19 protein-coding genes are annotated in these 18,427 nt (G+C 72.0%); 10 read left to right on the forward strand and 9 right to left on the reverse strand.

Annotated features, from left to right (window positions below):
• The first annotated feature begins 16 nt into the window (after positions 1–16).
• The gene (locus AQJ84_RS09430) at positions 17–1,162 is read left to right on the forward strand and encodes an LLM class flavin-dependent oxidoreductase (protein WP_030045768.1); all 1,146 of its coding nucleotides are present in this window, start codon (positions 17–19) and stop codon (positions 1,160–1,162) included.
• Positions 1,163–1,242: 80 nt separating this feature from the next.
• Here the strand turns inward: AQJ84_RS09430 and AQJ84_RS09435 are convergent, their stop codons facing one another.
• Positions 1,243–2,280: an acyl-CoA dehydrogenase family protein gene (locus AQJ84_RS09435; RefSeq protein WP_053190151.1), complete on the reverse strand. Its 1,038-nt coding sequence runs from the start codon at positions 2,278–2,280 to the stop codon at positions 1,243–1,245.
• Between the two features lie 190 nt (positions 2,281–2,470).
• On the opposite strand from AQJ84_RS09435, the gene AQJ84_RS09440 reads away from it, so the two are divergent.
• The 3 genes from AQJ84_RS09440 (at position 2,471) to AQJ84_RS09450 (ending at position 5,912) form a co-directional block, all read left to right on the forward strand.
• Positions 2,471–3,793, forward strand: a complete 1,323-nt coding sequence (locus AQJ84_RS09440; RefSeq protein ID WP_053190152.1) for an aldehyde dehydrogenase family protein — start codon at positions 2,471–2,473, stop codon at positions 3,791–3,793.
• 251 nt (positions 3,794–4,044) lie between these two features.
• Positions 4,045–4,932, forward strand: coding sequence for a glycoside hydrolase family 19 protein (locus tag AQJ84_RS09445; protein WP_030045483.1), 888 nt, complete (start codon positions 4,045–4,047; stop codon positions 4,930–4,932).
• A 74-nt stretch (positions 4,933–5,006) separates the two neighbouring features.
• Positions 5,007–5,912: an aldo/keto reductase gene (locus AQJ84_RS09450; RefSeq protein WP_030045484.1), complete on the forward strand. Its 906-nt coding sequence runs from the start codon at positions 5,007–5,009 to the stop codon at positions 5,910–5,912.
• 92 nt (positions 5,913–6,004) lie between these two features.
• Here the strand turns inward: AQJ84_RS09450 and AQJ84_RS09455 are convergent, their stop codons facing one another.
• A complete protein-coding gene (locus tag AQJ84_RS09455; RefSeq protein WP_030045485.1) occupies positions 6,005–6,463 on the reverse strand; it encodes a pyridoxamine 5'-phosphate oxidase family protein in 459 nt (152 codons plus the stop codon).
• Positions 6,464–6,539: 76 nt separating this feature from the next.
• Here AQJ84_RS09455 and AQJ84_RS09460 point away from each other — a divergent pair, with 76 nt between their 5' ends.
• Positions 6,540–7,226, forward strand: a complete 687-nt coding sequence (locus tag AQJ84_RS09460; RefSeq protein ID WP_030045486.1) for a maltokinase N-terminal cap-like domain-containing protein — start codon at positions 6,540–6,542, stop codon at positions 7,224–7,226.
• Positions 7,227–7,332: 106 nt separating this feature from the next.
• On the opposite strand, the gene AQJ84_RS09465 is transcribed toward AQJ84_RS09460, so the two are convergent.
• Both AQJ84_RS09465 and AQJ84_RS09470 read right to left on the reverse strand, forming a co-directional pair.
• On the reverse strand, positions 7,333–7,839 hold the full coding sequence (locus tag AQJ84_RS09465; protein WP_030045487.1) for a GNAT family N-acetyltransferase: 507 nt from the start codon (positions 7,837–7,839) through the stop codon (positions 7,333–7,335).
• Positions 7,836–8,543, reverse strand: a complete 708-nt coding sequence (locus AQJ84_RS09470; protein WP_030045488.1) for a dienelactone hydrolase family protein — start codon at positions 8,541–8,543, stop codon at positions 7,836–7,838. Before AQJ84_RS09470 ends, AQJ84_RS09465 begins: the two co-directional genes overlap by 4 nt.
• Before the next feature lie 168 nt (positions 8,544–8,711).
• Between AQJ84_RS09470 and AQJ84_RS09475 the strand changes: the two genes are divergently transcribed.
• Positions 8,712–9,140 (forward strand): VOC family protein, encoded by a 429-nt coding sequence (locus tag AQJ84_RS09475; protein ID WP_051870310.1) that lies wholly within the window; start codon positions 8,712–8,714, stop codon positions 9,138–9,140.
• A complete protein-coding gene (locus AQJ84_RS09480; protein ID WP_030045490.1) occupies positions 9,137–10,207 on the forward strand; it encodes an adenosine deaminase in 1,071 nt (356 codons plus the stop codon). The genes AQJ84_RS09475 and AQJ84_RS09480 overlap by 4 nt, the downstream gene beginning before the upstream one ends.
• Here AQJ84_RS09480 and AQJ84_RS09485 read toward each other — a convergent pair.
• The 3 genes from AQJ84_RS09485 to AQJ84_RS09495 form a co-directional block, all read right to left on the reverse strand.
• Positions 10,189–10,704 carry a mycothiol transferase gene (locus tag AQJ84_RS09485; RefSeq protein ID WP_030045491.1) on the reverse strand — a complete coding sequence of 172 codons (516 nt, stop codon included), beginning with the start codon at positions 10,702–10,704 and terminating at the stop codon, positions 10,189–10,191. The two genes, AQJ84_RS09480 and AQJ84_RS09485, sit on opposite strands and share 19 nt — an antisense overlap.
• Positions 10,705–10,750: 46 nt before the next feature.
• Positions 10,751–12,262 (reverse strand): carotenoid oxygenase family protein, encoded by a 1,512-nt coding sequence (locus AQJ84_RS09490; RefSeq protein ID WP_053191432.1) that lies wholly within the window; start codon positions 12,260–12,262, stop codon positions 10,751–10,753.
• 66 nt (positions 12,263–12,328) lie between these two features.
• The gene (locus AQJ84_RS09495; protein ID WP_030045493.1) at positions 12,329–13,246 is read right to left on the reverse strand and encodes a LysR family transcriptional regulator; all 918 of its coding nucleotides are present in this window, start codon (positions 13,244–13,246) and stop codon (positions 12,329–12,331) included.
• Between the two features lie 125 nt (positions 13,247–13,371).
• On the opposite strand from AQJ84_RS09495, the gene mgrA reads away from it, so the two are divergent.
• Positions 13,372–14,364, forward strand: coding sequence for an L-glyceraldehyde 3-phosphate reductase (mgrA, locus tag AQJ84_RS09500; protein WP_030045494.1), 993 nt, complete (start codon positions 13,372–13,374; stop codon positions 14,362–14,364).
• Between the two features lie 164 nt (positions 14,365–14,528).
• On the opposite strand, the gene AQJ84_RS09505 is transcribed toward mgrA, so the two are convergent.
• Positions 14,529–14,813, reverse strand: a complete 285-nt coding sequence (locus AQJ84_RS09505; protein WP_030045495.1) for a DUF1905 domain-containing protein — start codon at positions 14,811–14,813, stop codon at positions 14,529–14,531.
• A 91-nt stretch (positions 14,814–14,904) separates the two neighbouring features.
• A complete protein-coding gene (locus AQJ84_RS09510) occupies positions 14,905–15,288 on the reverse strand; it encodes a nuclear transport factor 2 family protein (RefSeq protein ID WP_030045496.1) in 384 nt (127 codons plus the stop codon).
• Positions 15,289–15,623: 335 nt separating this feature from the next.
• Between AQJ84_RS09510 and AQJ84_RS09515 the strand changes: the two genes are divergently transcribed.
• Together AQJ84_RS09515 and AQJ84_RS09520 are read left to right on the forward strand one after the other, a co-directional pair.
• Positions 15,624–16,034 carry a hypothetical protein gene (locus AQJ84_RS09515; protein WP_030045497.1) on the forward strand — a complete coding sequence of 137 codons (411 nt, stop codon included), beginning with the start codon at positions 15,624–15,626 and terminating at the stop codon, positions 16,032–16,034.
• 46 nt (positions 16,035–16,080) lie between these two features.
• On the forward strand, positions 16,081–18,420 hold the full coding sequence (locus tag AQJ84_RS09520) for an ABC transporter ATP-binding protein/permease (protein WP_030045498.1): 2,340 nt from the start codon (positions 16,081–16,083) through the stop codon (positions 18,418–18,420).
• The last annotated feature ends 7 nt before the right edge of the window (positions 18,421–18,427 follow it).

An 18,427-nucleotide genomic window follows, 5' to 3' on the forward strand; every position in this document is an offset into this window, starting at 1 on the left:
CGAACGGAGCACGCACGTGTCCCTCACCTTCCACTGGTTCCTCCCCACCAACGGCGACAGCCGTCATGTCGTCGGCGGGGGCCACGGCACCCCGGCCACCGCCTCGGGACGGGACCGGCCGCCGACGGTCGCCTACCTCAGCCAGATCGCCCGCGCCGCCGAGGACCTGGGCTTCGTGGGCGCGCTCACCCCCACCGGCGCCTGGTGCGAGGACGCCTGGCTGACCACCGCGATGGTCGCCCAGCAGAGCGAGCGGCTGAAGTTCCTGGTCGCCTTCCGGCCCGGCTTCGTCTCCCCGACGCTCGCCGCGCAGATGGCCGCCACCTTCCAGCGGCAGACCGGCGGACGGCTCCTGCTCAACGTCGTCACCGGCGGTGAGAGTCACGAACAGCGGGCTTACGGCGACTTCCTCGACAAGGACGCGCGGTATCGCCGCACCGGCGAGTTCCTCGAGATCGTACGGGCGTTGTGGGAGGGCAAGACCGTCGACCTGCGCGGCGAGCATCTCCAGGTCGAGGACGCGAAGCTGGCCCGGGTGCCGGAGCCGGTCCCGGAGGTGTACTTCGGCGGGTCCTCACCGATCGCCGGCGAGGTCGCCGCCCGGCACGTCGACGTGTACCTGACCTGGGGCGAGCCGCCCGCGCAGGTCGCCGAGAAGATCGCGTGGATCAGAGGGCTCGCGGCGAAGGAGGGGCGCACCCTGCGGTTCGGCATCCGGCTGCACGTCATCACCCGCGACACCTCCGAGCAGGCGTGGGCCGAGGCGGACCGTCTGCTGGCGGGCTTCGACCCTCAGACCGTGCGGTCGGTGCAGGCCGGGCTCGCCCGCAGCGAGTCGGAGGGACAGCAGCGGATGCTCGCGCTGCACGGGGGCACCGGCCGCGACGGGCTGGAGATCCACCCCAACCTGTGGGCGGGCATCGGGCTGGTGCGCGGCGGGGCCGGGACCGCGCTGGTGGGCAGCCACGAGGAGGTCGCCGAGCGGATCAAGGAGTACCACGCGCTGGGCATCGACGAGTTCGTGCTGTCCGGGTATCCGCACCTGGAGGAGGCGTACTGGTTCGGGGAGGGGGTGCTGCCGAGGCTCGCCGCCGAGGGGCTGTGGCGCCACCCCGACGGCGCGCGGGCGGCATCCTCCGTGCAGGTGCCCTTCGCGAGTTGAGCCGGACGCGCTCGGTCACACGGGGCGGCTACCCGCTTGGAGGCGGCCGCTCGGGGGCCCCCCGCCGCCCCGTGCGGGAGTCAGCCGAGCAGCGCCTCCAGGTGGGCCGTGCGGGACTGGGTGGTCTGGCCCTGGACCAGCAGGAACAGGGCCTCCCGGGCCAGGCGTTGGGGCGTGGCGGCCAAGGTCAGCGACCTGCCGCCGCCGGCCACCACCGCCGCCGTGGTGGCCGCGCACATCAGCTCGTGGGCGCGGGTGCGCAAGGCGAGTCGCTCCGCGCGGTGCTCCTCCGGGTCGGGGTGGTCGGCCAGGGCGTACGCGCGGTCGCGGACATCGCCGAGGCGGGAGCGCAGCGGGGCGGCTGTCGTGGCGTCCAGCAGGGCCAGTGCGGCCTCGGCGACGCCGAACACCGCGGGAGAGGCGGCCACCGTCTTCAACCGGTCCGCCGCCGCCCACGTCTCGTACGGCTGCCGCAGCGCCACGGACTCCTCGGGCAGCCACAGGCCGTCCAGCTCCAGTGACACCGTGCGCGCGGCGGTGAGAGCCGCGAGGCGCATCGGCTCCGACGCGACGAGGCCCGGCTGCTCCCGTGCCTCGGTGAACGCGAACAGCGCCTCGTCGTCGTCCGTCACCCCGGCGAGGAGCATGACGTCGTTCAGGCCCCAGCCGGTGTACCAGGGGACGGTTCCGTCGAAGCGCCAGCCGCCGCGTTCCCGGGTGGCCCGTACCGGGGTCCGTGGGTGGGCGCGGAGGTGCGCGTAGGCGACCCCGGACATCAGTTCGCCCCGGGCCAGCGGGCCCAGCAGACGTTGCCGTACCGGGCCCTCGCTCCTGGTCAGGGTCGCCACGGGCGTGTGGTGCTGGGTCTGGACGAACCAGGTCGAGCAGCACGCCCCCGCCAGGATCTCCGCGACCTCCCGGCCCACCGGGGCGGGCGCCGCCGCACCGCCGTACTCTCGCGGCGCGCCCAGCCCGAGCAGCCCCGACCGCCGCACCGCGTCGATGTGGCCGACGGGCACGCCCTCCTGGTCGACCCGTTCGGCGTGCGGTGCCAGCAGGTCGTCGGCGAGCCGGCGGGCGCGGACGACGAGGGGGTGGGGGTGCGGGGCGATGGTCATGGAGGAGATTCTCCCCGGAGCCCTGGCAGATCCAGGCCGCCGTCCCCGTGCGCCGGGTCGCCGACGATGTTTCCATCCGTCGTTCTCCATCCGTCCGGAATGAATCTCACCACTCAATGGTTGGCATATACACCTGACCGTCCCGACCGCACCGTGGGCCGAAGCGCCCACGCTTGACCAGCGAGGCACCGTGAACCACTCCACCCCCGAGCAGCCCGCCGACGTCGTGGCCCGCCTGCGCGCCACCTTCCGCACCGGCCGCACCAAGCCCGTCGCATGGCGCATGACCCAGCTGCGGCGCCTGCGCGAGATGCTCACGGACCACGGCGCGGACCTGGCCGCCGCCCTCCAGGCCGACCTCGGCAAGAGCGTCACCGAGGCGTACCGCACCGAGATCGACTTCACCGTCCGCGAGATCGACCACACCCTGGAGCACCTCGCCGACTGGCTGCGCCCCGAGCCGGCCCCGGTCCCGGCGCACCTGGGCGCCGACGCGACGGCCTGGACGCAGTACGACCCCCTCGGCGTCGTCCTCGTCATCGCCCCCTGGAACTACCCGGCCCAGCTCCTGCTCGCCCCCGTGGTCGGCGCCCTTGCCGCCGGCAACGCGGTGGTCGCCAAGCCGAGCGAGATGGCGCCCGCCACCTCCGCCGCGCTGGCCCGGCTGCTGCCCGCCCACCTCGACACCGACGCGGTCGCCGTGGTCGAGGGTGGTATCCCCGAGACGACGGCCCTGCTGGCCGAGCGGTTCGACCACATCTTCTACACCGGCAACGGCACGGTGGGCCGGATCGTGATGCGCGCCGCCGCCGAGCACCTCACCCCGGTCACCCTCGAACTCGGCGGCAAGTCCCCGGCGTTCGTGGACCGCGACACCGACCTCGACGTGGTCGCCGACCGGCTCGCCCGCGGCAAGTTCCTCAACGCCGGCCAGACCTGCGTCGCCCCCGACTACGTCCTGACCGACCCTGCCACCGCCGCAGCCCTGGAGCCGGCGCTCGCCCGGGCCGTGGAGGCGCTGTTCGGCACCGACCCGGCGGCCTCCGGCGAGTACGGCCGCATCGTCAACGAGCGCCACTTCGACCGCCTCTCGGGCCTGGTCGACTCGGGCCGCGTGGTCGTGGGCGGCGTCGGCGACCGCACGGCGAAGTACCTCGCGCCCACCGTCCTGGCCGACGTCGACCCCGACGCACCCGTCATGCGGGAGGAGATCTTCGGGCCGATCCTGCCGATCGTGTCGGTCTTGGGTCTCGACGAGGCGATCGCCTTCATCAACGACCGGGACAAGCCCCTCGCCCTGTACGTCTTCTCGGAGTCCGACGGGACCCGGCGGCGCATCGCCGAGGAGACCTCCTCGGGCGGCCTCGGCTACGGCCTGCCGCTCGCCCATCTGACCGTCTCGGACCTGCCGTTCGGCGGGGTGGGGGAGAGCGGCATGGGCAACTACCACGGCCGCTACTCGATCGAGACGTTCAGCCACCGCAAGGCAGTGCTGGACAAGCCGCTGGGCTGAGCGAGACGGGAGACCGCGCGGTCGAGCGCCGTCGGCGGGCCGGGTCCCGCGGGACCCGGCCCGCCGACGGCTGACACGAGTGAACTGGTCTACACCCTTGACTGGTACATACCAAAGCGCTTGAGTGGGGCTCACCACCCCCCACCACGGCCGCCCCCAGCCCCGCCCGACCGACCGGCAGGTGCGCACCAGGGCCAGCCTCGCGCTGCCCCTGGCCGGGAGCGGCCGTGCCCCGCGAAGGAGTTGATCCCGTGTCGAGGCGCCGCATCTCCGCAGCCGTGACCGCACTCGTCCTGGCGACCGCCGTGCCGATACTCCTGCCCACCGCCGACGCCTCCGCCGCCGCCTGTTCGAGCTACCCCGGCTGGGTGGCCGGACGGTCCTACGCGGCCGGCGACATCGTCCGCTACACCGACGGCAAGGCCTACATCGCCGAGCACGCCAACCCGGGCTACGACCCGACGATCAGCACCTGGTACTGGGAGCCCTACGCCTGCGGCGGGACCGGAACGCCCGTCGGCACCTTCGTGGTGAGCGAGGCGCAGTTCAACCAGATGTTCCCGGGCCGGAACTCGTTCTACACGTACAGCGGCCTGACCGCGGCCCTCGGCGCCTATCCCGGATTCGCCAACACCGGCGGCGACACGGTGAAGAAGCAGGAGGCCGCCGCCTTCCTCGCCAACGTCAGCCACGAGACCGGCGGACTGGTGCACGTGGTCGAGCAGAACACGGCCAACTACCCGCACTACTGCGACTGGAGCCGGCCCTACGGCTGCCCGGCCGGACAGGCGGCGTACTACGGCCGCGGCCCGATCCAGCTCAGCTGGAACTTCAACTACAAGGCCGCGGGCGACGCGCTCGGCATCGACCTGCTCAACAACCCCTGGCTGGTGCAGAACGACGCGGCCGTCGCCTGGAAGACCGCCCTGTGGTACTGGAACACGCAGAACGGACCCGGCACGATGACCCCGCACAACGCCATGGTGAACGGCGCCGGCTTCGGGCAGACCATCCGCAGCATCAACGGCTCCCTGGAGTGCGACGGCAAGAACCCGGCGCAGGTGCAGAGCCGGGTGTCCAAGTACCAGCAGTTCTCGCAGATCCTCGGGGTGTCACCGGGCGGCAATCTGTACTGCTGAGTGTCGTTCTGAGTGTCGTTCAGGAGTTCGCAAAGTGTCCGAGGCGCTGCGGCGGGCCGTGTCATCATCCGCCGATGACCACCGAAACGATCACTGCGGGCGCCGCGGGCACCTGGAGACTGGGCGACCACACCGTCAGCCGCGTCGGCTTCGGCGCGATGCGGCTGACAGGCAGCGCGGCCTTCCACCACGGCACACCGAGCGACCGAGAGCGCGCAACCGCCGTCCTGCGCAAGGCGGTCGAGCTCGGCGTGAACCACATCGACACGGCCGCCTTCTACTTCTCCGCCCTGCGCTCGGCCAACGAGCTCATCAACAGCGCCCTCGCGCCGTACCCCGACGACCTCCTGATCGTCACGAAGGTCGGTCCGTTCCGCGACTACTCGGGGGAGTGGGGCACTTCGGCCCGCCCCGACCAACTGCGCGGACACGTCGAGGAGAACCTGCGTCAGCTCGGCCGTGACCACCTCGACGTCGTCAACCTCCGCCGTATGCGGCAGGACTCCGTCGCCGAGCACTTCGGCGCCCTCGCCGAGCTGCGCGAGGCGGGGTTGATCCGGCACCTCGGCATCTCCGGGGTCGAACCCCGCCACCTCGCCGAGGCGCAGGCCATCGCGCCCGTGGTGTGCGTGCAGAACCGGTTCGGGCTCGACCTCCACGACCCCGCCACCGACGAGGTCCTGCGCCTGTGCGGCGAACAGGGCATCGCCTTCGTGCCGTTCTTCGCCGTGGCCGGCGACGCCGGGGCGCAGGGTGCGACCACGGCCCACGACGAGCAGGTGCTCGCCGTCGCCCGCGCCCACGACGTCAGTCCCGCCCAGGTCAGGATCGCCTGGACCCTCCATCAGGGCCCGCACGTCCTGGCCATCCCCGGCACCGGCAACCCGGACCATCTCGTCGAGAACGTCGCCGCCGGCGCGCTCCGCCTCACAGGCGAGGAGCTGGCCGCCCTCGACGCGCTGCACCGCAAGGCGGGTTGAGCTGGACTCCCGCCCTCGACGCGCTGCACCGCAAGGCGGGTTGAGCTGGACTCCCACCCGCCACGCGCTGTACCCCAAGGCCCACCCGGGGGTCAGACCACCCACTCGCCGGACCGCATGAGATGCCGTCCCCGCATCTCGTGCTCCCCGTGGTAGGCCTGCACGGTGTGCGGCCGGATGCGGAAGAAGGCGTACGACGCGCTGTCCGCACGCGGATCCCAGCCCGTCCTGGCCACGAACGCCTCGACGGCCGCGTGCGGCACGGCCCGCCCCTCGAACGTCCGCACGTCGCCGTCGAGGAGGACGACGTCCTGGGTGTCCCCGAACGCCAGCCGGGCCCGGCCGCCGTCGCGCAGATTGCGGCCCGTGGGATTGGTCAGGCGCGTGGACACCCACACCGCTTCCCCGTCCCACACGAACCACAGGGCGACCAGACACGGCAGCCCTCCGGCGTCGGCCGAGGCCACCCAGACGTCCGACTCCCGTTCCAGACGGGCCAGTACGTCCTGCTTGCGCTGCTCCGGGGTGCGGGAAGGCTCGGTGATCCTCATGCCGGGGACGCTACCGTCCGCATGCGGATGCGAGAGTGTGAACCCCGCATCCGCCGGACGGAAAGAGAGCCTCGGCATGGCCGTCATCCACCGCACCACTCTGAAGCCGACCAAGCTCGAACTGCTCACAGCCTGGCTGCCCACCCGCCCCTGGTACACCGGCGACCCCGACGGACCCCGGCTCGCCAAGGCCGGCGGATTCCGGCTGGACGACCCGCGGGGCGAGGTCGGCATCGAGTTCATGGTGGCCACCGACACCTCCGGCCCCCACCCGTCCGCCTATCTCGTGCCGCTCACCTACCGGGGCGCCCCGCTGGAGGGTGCCGAGCACGCCCTTGTCGGCACCATGGAGCACGGGGTGCTGGGACCCCGCTGGGCCTACGACGGCTGCCAGGACCCGGTGCTGGCGGACCGGCTGCTCGCGCTGATCGGTGGGAGCGCGCAGGCGCAGGCCCAGAGCGAGACCGACACCCCTGACCGGGACGTGGTCCGCTCCTGCGCGGGTGACATCCCCTCACCGTCCGCTCACCCCACCGCCACCGCCACCGCCACCGCCACCGCCACCGACGACGAGGAGGGCACCGAGCTGTCCCTCGGCCAGGGCGCGACCCTGCGCCTGTGCCGGGTTCTGCGGCCCGCCCCCAACGGCACCCCCGTCCCGCCGCCGGGCGCCGTCGGCCATGTCGCCGGTCCCTGGCAGCTCCCGGACGGAACCCGCGCCCAGGGGCTCTTCGCCGTGCTGTACCCCGGTGCACGGGCCTGAGCGCGGACAGGAAGGCGCACGGACCCGCGCTCCGCACTGACGTCCCACGGTCCGCCACGAGTTGCCGGTTCTCTCGTCGCGGCCGTCAACGTCCGGTCGGAAGCCCTCACACGGCGCGTTCCATGCACACCAGCTGATCCCGCTCGTCCCAGGACTCGGTGACGGCGAAGCCGAACCGTTCGTACAGGGCGACGGCCCCGGTCCGCCAGACCCACACCGACAGCCGCAGGACACCCACGCCGCGCTCGGCGGCATGCGCGAGCGCGGCGTCGAGCAGGCCGGACGCGATGCCCCGGCCCCGGAGTGCCGGGTCCGTCCAGAGCCTCTTGATCTCCGACCGCCCACCTGCGGGGGCGGTCACCACCAGACAGCCCACGGCGCTGCCCCCGCTCATGGCCACCAGCACGGCATCGTCGGCGAACGCGGTGCGCGGGTCCGCGATCTCGGCCCGGTAGCGGTCCGGCAGCCCGTCCACGTCGGCGACGGCCGCACCCTTCTCGGCCTCCGTCCGCAGATGGTAGGCCGCCAACAACCCGGACAGTCCGTTCTCTGCGGGAAGGGCCCGGCCCGGCCCGCGCACGATCACGACCTCGTCCGAGGAGCGGACGCTCATCCCAGCCGCTCACGCAGGAAGGGCACGGTGCTCGCCCAGGCACGGGCGGCCGACTCGGCGTCGTACACAGGGCGGCCGTCGTTGAAGAAGGCGTGGTCGGCCGGGTAGAAGCGGAAGTCGGGCTCACCGCCCGACTGCTGCCGGACGGCGTCGGCCAGCCGGTCCACGGTCTGCCTCGGGATGCTCTGGTCGAGTTCACCGAAGTGTCCCAGGACCTGTGCCTCGAGCCGAGTGAAATCGGGCAGGTCGCCCTGGATGACGCCGTAGAACGGCACGGCGGCGCTCACCCGCGGGTCTGCCGCCGCCAGGTACAGGACGAAGCCGCCACCCATGCAGAAGCCGACCGCGCCGACCGTGTCGCACGTGACCTCCGGAAGCGACAGCAGATGGTCGACGGCACCCGAGAGCAGCTCCACACCGCGGGAGACCGGCAGGTCCCGCATCATCCGCAGGGCCTCCTCGCTCTCGTGCGCCACGTTCCCGCCGTAGAGGTCGGGGGCCAGGGCGACGAAACCCTCCTGCGCGAGCCGGTCGGCCACGTCGGCGATGTGGTCGGTCAGCCCCCACCACTCCTGGATGACGATGACACCCGGTCCGCGACCGGACGGCGGCAGCGCCAGGTAGCCGTGCGCGGTGCTCCCGCCACTGGGGAAGGTGACGTTCTGGTGGGCCGGGGCACCGGTCGACTTCGGCAGTTCGGTCATGGCACGCGACTCCTGTCCGACAACGCGGGGCGGGGGCTCGGCCCCCGGAAGTGATCTCCACCCTGCCACGCACGGAGCGGCCCCTTCCACGCGCCCCCGGGGCGGACTGGCGTCACCGACGTTTTACGTATAACCTCACCCGTCAATCGCCCGCTCCGAAAGGCCCCGATGAGACGCATCGCCCTGGTCACCCTCGTCGTCGACGACTACGACGAGGCGATCCGCTTCTACACCGAGGCCCTCGGCTTCCGTCTCGTCGAGGACACTCCGCGCCCGGACGGCTCACGCTGGGTCGTGGTACGGCCGGGCGCCCGGCAAGGCGGCACCGATCTGCTGCTGGCGTGCGCGAAGGACGAGGACCAGCGGGCCCGGGTCGGCGACCAGACCGGCGGGCGCGTCGGGTTCTTCCTGTACACCGACGACTTCGCCCGCGACCACACCCGCATGCTCGCCGCGGGCGTGACCTTCCTGGAGGAGCCCCGACACGAGCCGTACGGCTCGGTCGCCGTCTTCCAGGACCTGTACGGAAACCGCTGGGACCTGCTCCAGCCCGCCACCACCGACCAGCCCGACGCAAGAGAGACACGACGCACATGACCGCGCCCCGCATCGACACCGACACCCTCCGCCGGCTGCCCAAGGCCGTGCTGCACGACCACCTCGACGGCGGTCTGCGCCCCGCCACCGTGGTGGAGCTCGCGGCCGCGGTCGGCCACACCCTGCCGACCACGGACCCCGACGAGCTGGCGGCCTGGTACTTCGAGGCCGCCAACTCCGGTGACCTGGTCCGGTACATAGCCACCTTCGAGCACACCCTCGCCGTGATGCAGTCCCGGGAGGGCCTGCTGCGCACCGCCGAGGAGTACGTCCTCGACCTCGCCGAGGACGGCGTGGTCTACGGCGAGGTGCGCTACGCCCCCGAGCTGATGGTCAACGGCGGGCTGACCCTGCCCGAGGTCGTCGAGACCGTCCAGGAGGGCCTGGCCGCGGGCATGGAGAAGGCGAAGGCCGCGGGCACCCCCGTACGGGTCGGCACCCTGCTGTGCGGCATGCGGATGTTCGACCGCACCAAGGAGACCGCCGATCTGGCCGTCGCCTTCCGGGACTCGGGGGTCGTCGGCTTCGACATCGCCGGTGCCGAGGACGGCTTCCCGCCCGCCGACCACCTGGCCGCCTTCGAGCACCTGCGTCGCGAGAGCGTGCCCTTCACCATCCACGCCGGTGAGGCGCACGGCCTGCCCAGCATCCACCAGGCGCTCCAGGTGTGCGGCGCCCAGCGCATCGGGCACGGCGTCCGCATCACCGACGACATCGTGGACGGCAAGCTCGGCCGCCTCGCGGGCTGGGTCCGCGACCGCCGCGTCGCCCTGGAGATGTGCCCGACCTCCAACCTCCAGACCGGTGCCGCCACCTCGATCGCCGAGCACCCGATCACCGAGCTGAAGAACCTCGGCTTCCGGGTCACCCTCAACACCGACAACCGTCTGGTGTCGGGCACCACGATGACCCGCGAGATGTCCCTGCTGGTCGAACAGGCGGGCTGGACGGCGGCGGACCTGCGCACGGTCACGGTGAACGCCCTCAAGAGCGCCTTCATCCCCTTCGACGAGCGCAAGGCCCTCATCGAGGACGTCGTCCTGCCGGGCTACGAGCCCGCGCTCTGAAGCAGACCCCGGACGTAGGCGGCCTGTCCGACGTGCTGGAGATCGTCGGACAGGACGCTGATGAGCCGTACGCCCAGGCTGACCGGCGGGTCCCAGCGCTCGTCCACGACCCGCTCCAGGTCCGCCGCGGTCAGTCCGCGCAGGGCCCCGAGCGTCTGCTCGTGCACGGCGTCGTAGTAGCCGGTCAGCAGGTCGCCGGAGTCGACCCGCACCTTGGCGACCTTCGCCGGGCTGTGGCCGTATCCGGTGTCGCGGCGCGGCAGGTCCAGGCCGAAGCGCTTCTCCCAGTCCTGCGACAGCCACACCTGCTCGAGGCCGAAGGCGTCCGCGACATGGTCGTCCTGCACCCGGGTGAGGTGCCAGACGAGCCAGGCGACCGAGTTGGCCTCCTCGGAGGGGCGGGCGTTCAGGTCGTCGGGGCCGAGGCCCTCGACGGCCGCGTGGACCTCTTCCCTGATGCGGCTGTGACCGTCGATGAGAACGTCCTTTGCATGCATGCGTCCACCATCGCGCAAGACGCCGCATCACGCGCATCACGCCGCATCACGCGTCGGGAACCCAGTTCCCGTGGAAGCCCAGCGGTACCCGCCCCGGCAGATGGACCCTGGCGACCGGCTCACCGCCGAAGTCCTGAGCGGCGAGGATCAGCAGGTCCGACGCCCCCCGGTCCGGATCGTGCACGTACGCGACCGCGTACCCGTCGTCCTCGGCCGACCTCGGGTCGGCCGGATCGGACGGCACGAACACCGCCTCGCTCGCCGCCGCGCCCCGCGGCAGCCGGTGGACCTGCGCCGTGCCGCGCAGCAGGTCGTGCTTGAAGAGCGCGTTGCCGAAGGCCCGGTCGGGCGGGTTGCCGTCGACCGTGAGATAGGCCAGGTTCATCTCGGCGGCCGCCGCCGAGTAGCCGTAGCGGTGCCGACGGGACACCAGCGCCTCGTTCACACGCGGGAACTCCTGCGGGCGGTCGTCGAGGGTCCTGGTCCGCACCCGGCCGTGGCGCAGGTCGATCGTCCAGCGGTCGAGCCTGGCGGTGCCCTTCCCGTACGGTCCGCCCGACCCCCGGCCGGCCACGAAGAAGGGGGCGTCGAAGTTCGTCATGTCGACGACGATGTTCGGGCCCTCCTCGTAGGCGTTGAGGGTGTGCGAGTAGTACACCGGGTCCACCTCGAACCAGCGCACCGCACCACCCGCGCGCGGCAGCACTCCGACGCGCGCCGGGTGTTGCCTGTTCCAGACGTAGGGCACGACGTCGCCGCGCCCGGCGGCCGCCGGGTCGAACGTGACCGGCATGTCGAGGATGATCACGTGGTTCTCGGTGAGTGCGAAGTCATGGATCATCGGCGCGTCCGCCACCGGGATCCTCGTCCCGCGTGAGACGCGGCCGGCCGGATCCACCACCAGGTGCCGCACATGGTCCCAGGCCGGGTAGTAGGCGATCGCGTGCAGCTCGCCGGCGTGCGCGTCGTACTTGGTGTGCGCGGTGAACGCGCCCTGCAGGGTGCCCCGGAAGTCGAACGTGCCCACGGTGTTCAGCTCGTCGTCGAGCTCGTAGGGCAGCGGCCCGCTCTCCTGGAGCGCGAGGATCCGCCCCCGGTACGGGATCACGTGCGTGTTGCAGGGGAAGTCGTCCGGTGGCACCGGACCCGGGTAGGGCTCGCCCAGTTTCCTCGCCACCTGGGAGGAGCGCACCCAGCGGTTGCGGTACCACTCGGCGCGGCCCTCGCGCAGCCGGACGCCGTGCACCATGCCGTCGCCGAGCATCCAGTGGTGGGCGCGCGGGTCCTCCAGGCCCAGGACGTTGGGCCCGGTGCGCAGGTAGCGTCCGTTCAGCTCGCGCGGGATGCGGCCGGTGACCGGGAGGTCGAAGGCCGTCAGCTCCTCGGTGACGGGCTCGAACGCGCCCTCCAGGAAGGGAAAACGCCTCGCCGCCGTGGGTGCCGCCGCCGTGGGTGCCGCCGCGGCGGGCGCCGCTGCCGCTGCCGTGCCGACAAGGCCACCGGCCGCCGTGATCGCCGCCGCTCCGCGCAGTACGTTGCGCCGCGTGTGGTTCGTCATCTTCCGCACTCCTGACCGCAGTCGTCTTCGGTGACGTCACGAGTCTGCGGCGCGGGACGGCCCGGGTCAGGAGGGGTGAGCCCCGTCTCGGGGTGGTGTTACACCCCCTGTTTCCAGCAGGGTCATCAGCGCCCGCGCCGCCGGGCTGGTGGCCTGCTCGGGCGGCAGCAGGGCGACGGTCTCGTAGACGGTCTCGCCGGTGCCCTTGACCGGCAGCGCGGTGAGGGACGCCCGCTTGTGGCGGAAGTGCGCCGGGACGACGGCGACACCGAGGTCCTCGTCCACGAGGTCGAGCAGGCTGTGCACGTCGTTGACCTCCAGCGCGACGGTCCGGCGGACGCCCGCGGCGGCGAACGCGGCGTCGGTGGTCCGGCGCGGTCCCCAGTCCGGGTGGAAGTCGACGAAGACCTCGCCGCCCAGGTCCTGGGGGGTGACCGCGGCCCCGGCCGCCGCCAGCCGGTGGCTGGGATGGCACAGCACCGTCATGGACTCGCTGCTCAGCGGTACGGCGCGCAGCTGGTCGGTGTCCTCCTGGGCCGCCCGGACTGCGAAGGCCAGGTCGAGCCGCCCGGCTGCCACCTCCTCAGCGAGGGCGCCGGAACCGGCCTGCCGCAGACAGACCTCCACGTCCGGGTGCTGTCGCCGGAACGCCGCGAGCAGCCCCGCCACGTGCACCCCGGCGATGCACTGCTCCGACCCCAGGGTGAGTGTGCCGCGCAGCACCCCCTGCACCGCGGCCACCGCCTCGTGGGCGGACCGTACCTGTGCCAGGATCCGCTCCGCCTCGCCCAGCAGCGCCCGCCCCGCCGGGGTGAGTGTCACCCGGCGGGTCGTCCGCACGAACAGCGGCGTCTGCAGCTCACGCTCCAGCGCGCGAATGGAGGCGGACAGGCCGGACTGGGACACCATCAGCCGTTCCGCGGCCCGGGTGAAGTGCTGGTCCTCGGCGACCGCGACGAAGTGCTGAAGATGGCGGAGCTCCATGATTGAGAAGCGTATCCGCTGAATACCATCGGATTCTTCTGTTGGACCAATGCGCCCAGGTCGCGAAAGAGTGGACACCGGTTCAGGGAACCTGGTTCCGCCGTGCCCACCCCTCTGGAGTCGCGTTGTACACCGCACACCTCGACCGCTACGCCGAGATGCCCTACCGGCGCACCGGACGCAGCGGTCTGAAGCTTCCCGCGCTGTCGCTCGGCCTGTGGCACAACTTCGGCCCGGACCGTGCCGTCGACACGCAGCGCGCGATCCTGCGCCGCGCCTTCGACCTCGGCGTCACCCACTTCGACCTGGCCAACAACTACGGCCCGCCGCCCGGCGCCGCCGAGTCCGCCTTCGGCGAGGCGCTGAAGGCCGACTTCGCGTCGTACCGCGACGAGCTGGTCGTCTCCACCAAGGCCGGCTACCTGATGTGGCCCGGCCCGTACGGCGAGTGGGGTTCGCGCAAGTACCTGCTGTCCTCGCTCGACCAGAGCCTCACTCGGATGGGCCTGGACTACGTCGACATCTTCTACTCGCACCGCCCCGACCCGGAGACTCCCCTGGAGGAGACGATGGGCGCCCTGCACACCGCGGTCCAGCAGGGCAAGGCGCTCTACGTCGGCATCTCCAACTACTCGGCGGAGCAGACCCGGGAGGCCGCCCGCATCCTGGGCGAGCTCGGCACCCCGCTCCTCATCCACCAGCCCCGCTACTCCATGCTCGACCGGCGCCCCGAGGAGGGCGGCCTGCTGGACGCGCTGGACGAGCTCCAGGTCGGCTCCATCGTCTTCTCGCCGCTGGAGCAGGGTCTGCTCACCGGCCGCTACCTCGACGGCATCCCCGAGGGCTCGCGGGCGGCGAGCGGCAGCCCGTTCCTGAACTCCGACGCGGTCACCGAGGACCTGGTCGGGCGGCTGCGCGAGCTCAACGACATCGCCGCGTCCCGTGGCCAGACCCTCGCCCAGCTGGCGCTGGCGTGGGTGCTGCGCGGCGGCCGGGTGACCTCCGCGCTGATCGGCGCGAGCAGCCCGCAGCAGGTGGAGGACAGCGTGGGCGCCATCCGCAACCTGGACTTCGACGCGGAGGAACTGGCCCGCATCGACGCGATCGTCAAGGCCTGACCCGCGAGCCGGCCATGACCGGAAGCGGCTGAAGCCGAAGGTGCCGGGCACCGGGCCGCGGGTCGGTGCCCGACAGCCGTCGTGCGGTGCCCGGCGCCGGTGGGAGACCGGCCGCGGTGGGACGGCCGGTACCCGAGCACGGGCGCCGCCGGGCGTGGGCACCGTCAGCTGAGCCGCTCCTGTAGACACACGGTCACCGTGTCCCCCGCCTCCTTCCCGATGGCCCGGCGTACCTCGGCCTTGACGGGCAGCATGTGGGTGCCGTCCCCCAGAGCCATGAAGGAACTGCGGAAGGGGTGCCCGTCGATCGTCCCGCGGACCTTCACCAGTCCCCGGGTGCCGAAGAACTCCACGGAGGCGGGCCAGCGGACGCAGGTCCAGCTGCCCTTCTCCGGGCTCTTGCTCAGCTCGGCGGTGAATTCCGCGTCCACTTTCCCGGTCGTGGTCATGTCGTCCTCCGCTGCCGGTGGTCTCCCGAATCAGGGGCTTCCACTCAAGAGACCACCGGTGGCGGCGAAACTCATCGCGGGGCGTCGCCCCTCACGCCCCGGCGGGAACCCGGTCCAGGAACCCGAGCACGGCCCGGATCCGGCCGTCCGTGTCCAGCGTGATCACGTCGGAGCCGGCCACCGGCGCCGAGCCGTCCGTATCGCTCACCAGCTCCCAGGAGAACCGCGCCGTGTCGTGGTGCCCGTCCACGGCACCGGTGAGCCGGAAGGCGAAGCCCGGGAACTGCTCGTGGGCCGCCGCGATCACGGCCGCGATCCCCTCCTGGCCGCCGACGTCGGCGAGCGGGTCGGTGTAGGTGCCGTCCGTGGTCCAGGCTGCGGCGACCGCTTTGGCCCGGGCCTCGGGCTCCCGCGCGTTCCAGGCCTCGAAATAGCGGGCGACGGCACTCTCGTACCGGTCGGTGTTCGCGGTCATGGGCGATCAACCTCCATCGAGGACGTATCTGCTGGTAGGAACCCGGGTCCGCGCTGGTGTGACCCGGTACCGCAACCATGCCGGGATCGCGCCGGAGGGTCGATTACTCCTCAGGTAATGACGGCATCGGCATGCACTCGTCATTTTTCGGCCAGGTCGGGCGGTGAATATGCCAGGAGAGTGGCCAAAAAGTCGTGGTGACAGTGTTTCAGTAGTGAACATACTCAGTTTCTAGGGCTTCACATCCAGCGAAGAGCCAGTCACACACAGCACTTGAGCCGCATCGAAAGCGAGGCCCGACCGGCAAGCGAGCGAAGCACCCGGGGGAGTGGATCGTGCACGACGAATTCCTGTGCCATGTCACGGGGTACGGCACCTGCGCCGGGCGGCGCATCGGCGTACCTCTCGGAACCTATCGGGCCCCGACCCTCGCCCTCGCCCTGTGGTGGCTGCGTGACCGTGCCTCCTGGATCGCCGAGCGATTAGACCCCCAGCCCGAGGCCGAGCACTTCCCCTCCGGCGCGCTCGTCCCGGTCGCCGGCACCGTGGCCGACGTGCCCGGCGTGCTGCGCGCCTGGTGCGGTGACGTCATCCAGCAAGGGCTGGTCGCCGACGAGTTGGCCGCCGGACGGCTGGTGCGGATCGCCGCGTGCGACGACACCACGGAGTACGAGCTGCTGGCGGAGTCCGTGGACGCACTGCGCATGCAGCGCACCGCCTCGACCCTGTTCACGCCCGTGGCCTGAGCGGCGACGTCAAGCACACACTCGGGCTAATCGGTAGAATTCTGGCATGGCGGAGCGGCCGGTCGCACCGACGGCGCCCGAGCTCGTCCTGGAGACCGAGACCGGCTCCACGGTGGTGAGCCCGGGCCACGACTACCACGTCGGTCGCGACCCGTTGAGCGACATCGTCATCGACGATGCGCGGGTCTCGTGGCACCACGCGGTGCTGCGGCCCGAGGACGGCCACTGGACCATCGAGGACGAGAACAGCACCAACGGCACCTACGCCGACGGCCGCCGCGTCCACGAGTGGGGCGTGGGCCCCGGCAGTGTGATCCGCTTCGGCAGCCCCGCCGACGGCCCGTGCGTCGTCCTGGCGACGCGCCCGCCCCCCGCTCCCGAACGCCCCTCAGCGGTGTCGATGCCCGCCCTCACCGGAACCTTCCGGCAGCCCACGACGGTACGGCCGCTGCCCACCCGCGCGGTCCGCATCGGCCGCGCCGACGACAACGACCTGGTCATCGACGACCTGGTGGTCTCCCGCCGGCACGCCGAGCTGTGCGCGCTGCCGGACGGGACGTACGAGATCGTCGACCTCGGCAGCCACAACGGCACCTTCCTCAACGGCCTGCCCGTCTCCCGCGCCCCCCTGGGCCCGGGAGACATCGTCGGCATCGGCCACTCGGCGTTCAGCCTGGTCGGCGACGAGCTGCAGGAGTACGTCGACACCGGCGAGGTCTCCCTCGACGTGCAGGACCTCACCGTCGCCGTCGACCACGGCCGCAAGACCCTCCTCGACCAGGTGTCGTTCCCGGTGGGCGAGAAGTGCCTGCTCGCCGTCGTCGGCCCGAGCGGCGCAGGAAAGTCCACGCTCCTCAACGCCCTCACCGGGCAGCGCCCCGCGGACCACGGCACCGTCCTCTACGACGGCCGCGACCTCTACCGGGACTACGCCGAACTGCGCCAGCGCATCGGCCTCGTCCCGCAGGACGACATCCTGCACGCCCAGCTGACCGTCCGCAGCGCCCTGACCTACGCCGCCGAACTGCGCTTCCCGCAGGACACCGCCAAGGCCGAGCGCCGGGCCCGGGTCGACGAGGTCATCCGGGAACTGGGCCTGGAGCAGCGCGCCGGACAGCCCGTGCACAGCCTGTCGGGCGGCCAGCGCAAGCGGGTCAGCGTGGCCCTGGAACTGCTGACCAAGCCGTCCCTGCTGTTCCTGGACGAACCGACCTCGGGTCTGGACCCCGGCATGGACCGCTCGGTGATGCACATGCTGCGTGGCCTCGCTGACGACGGCCGCACGGTCATCGTGGTCACACACAGCGTCCTCAGCCTCGACGTCTGCGACCGGCTCCTCGTCCTCGCGCCGGGCGGGAGGATCGCCTACTACGGCCCGCCCGAGGACGCCCTCGCCTTCTTCGGTTTCGCCGAGTGGCCGGAGGCGTTCGAGGCTTTCGAACGGGACCGCGACCGCGACTGGGCGGGGGAGTTCCGCACCTCGTTCCTCCGGCGGCGATACGTCCTGGACGCGACCGCCCAGCCCCGGCAGCCCCGCTCCGGTCCCGTGGTCATCACACCGCCGCAGCGCCCCCGCAGCCGCGGCGCCCAGCTCGGCACCCTCGTCCGCCGGTACGCGGCCGCCCTCGGCGCCGACCGCACCTTCCTCGCCATCATGATCGCGCTGCCGTTCGTGATGGGCGCCATGGCCCGGGCCCTCGCGGGCAGCAGGCTGACCCAGGAGACGGCGATGAACGCCCTGCTGATCCTGTGCGTCGGCGGAGTCCTCACCGGGGCGGCCAACGCCGTGCGCGAACTCGTCAAGGAACGGGTGATCTACCGGCGCGAACGGGCGGTCGGGCTGTCCAGATCCGCGTACCTGATGTCCAAGGTCGTCGTCCTCGGCACGATCACCGTGGTGCAGGCCGTCGTGCTCACCCTGGTCGCCCTGCTCGGCGTCGACCTCAACGCGCCGGGTGGCGAAGGCGTGTTGATGCCGCCCCTTGTCGAGATCACCGTCGCCGTCGCCCTGCTGGCCTTCACCGCGATGATGCTCGGCCTGGTGGTCTCCGCGATGGTGCGCAAGGAGGAGGTGACGATGCCGCTGCTCGTGCTGCTCGCCATCGTCCAGGTGGTCTTCTGCGGCGCCCTGCTGAAACTCGACGGCGTGCCCGGCCTGGAACAGCTGTCCTGGCTGGTGCCCTCACGCTGGGCGCTGGGCGCGATGGCCGGCACCATCGGCCTGGCCCGGATCGTGCCAGGCGAACTGACCGGCGACCCGCTCTTCGACCACGCTGCCGGGGTGTGGCTGCTGAACGTGGCCATGCTGGTTGTGCTGTCGGCGGCCTTCGGATACGTCGTCGCCCGGCTGCTGCGCCGGCACGAGCCCGCCGTGATGCGGAAGTAGGGGCGGC

The organism is Streptomyces resistomycificus (assembly GCF_001514265.1).
In the GTDB taxonomy this organism is placed as follows: domain Bacteria; phylum Actinomycetota; class Actinomycetes; order Streptomycetales; family Streptomycetaceae; genus Streptomyces; species Streptomyces resistomycificus.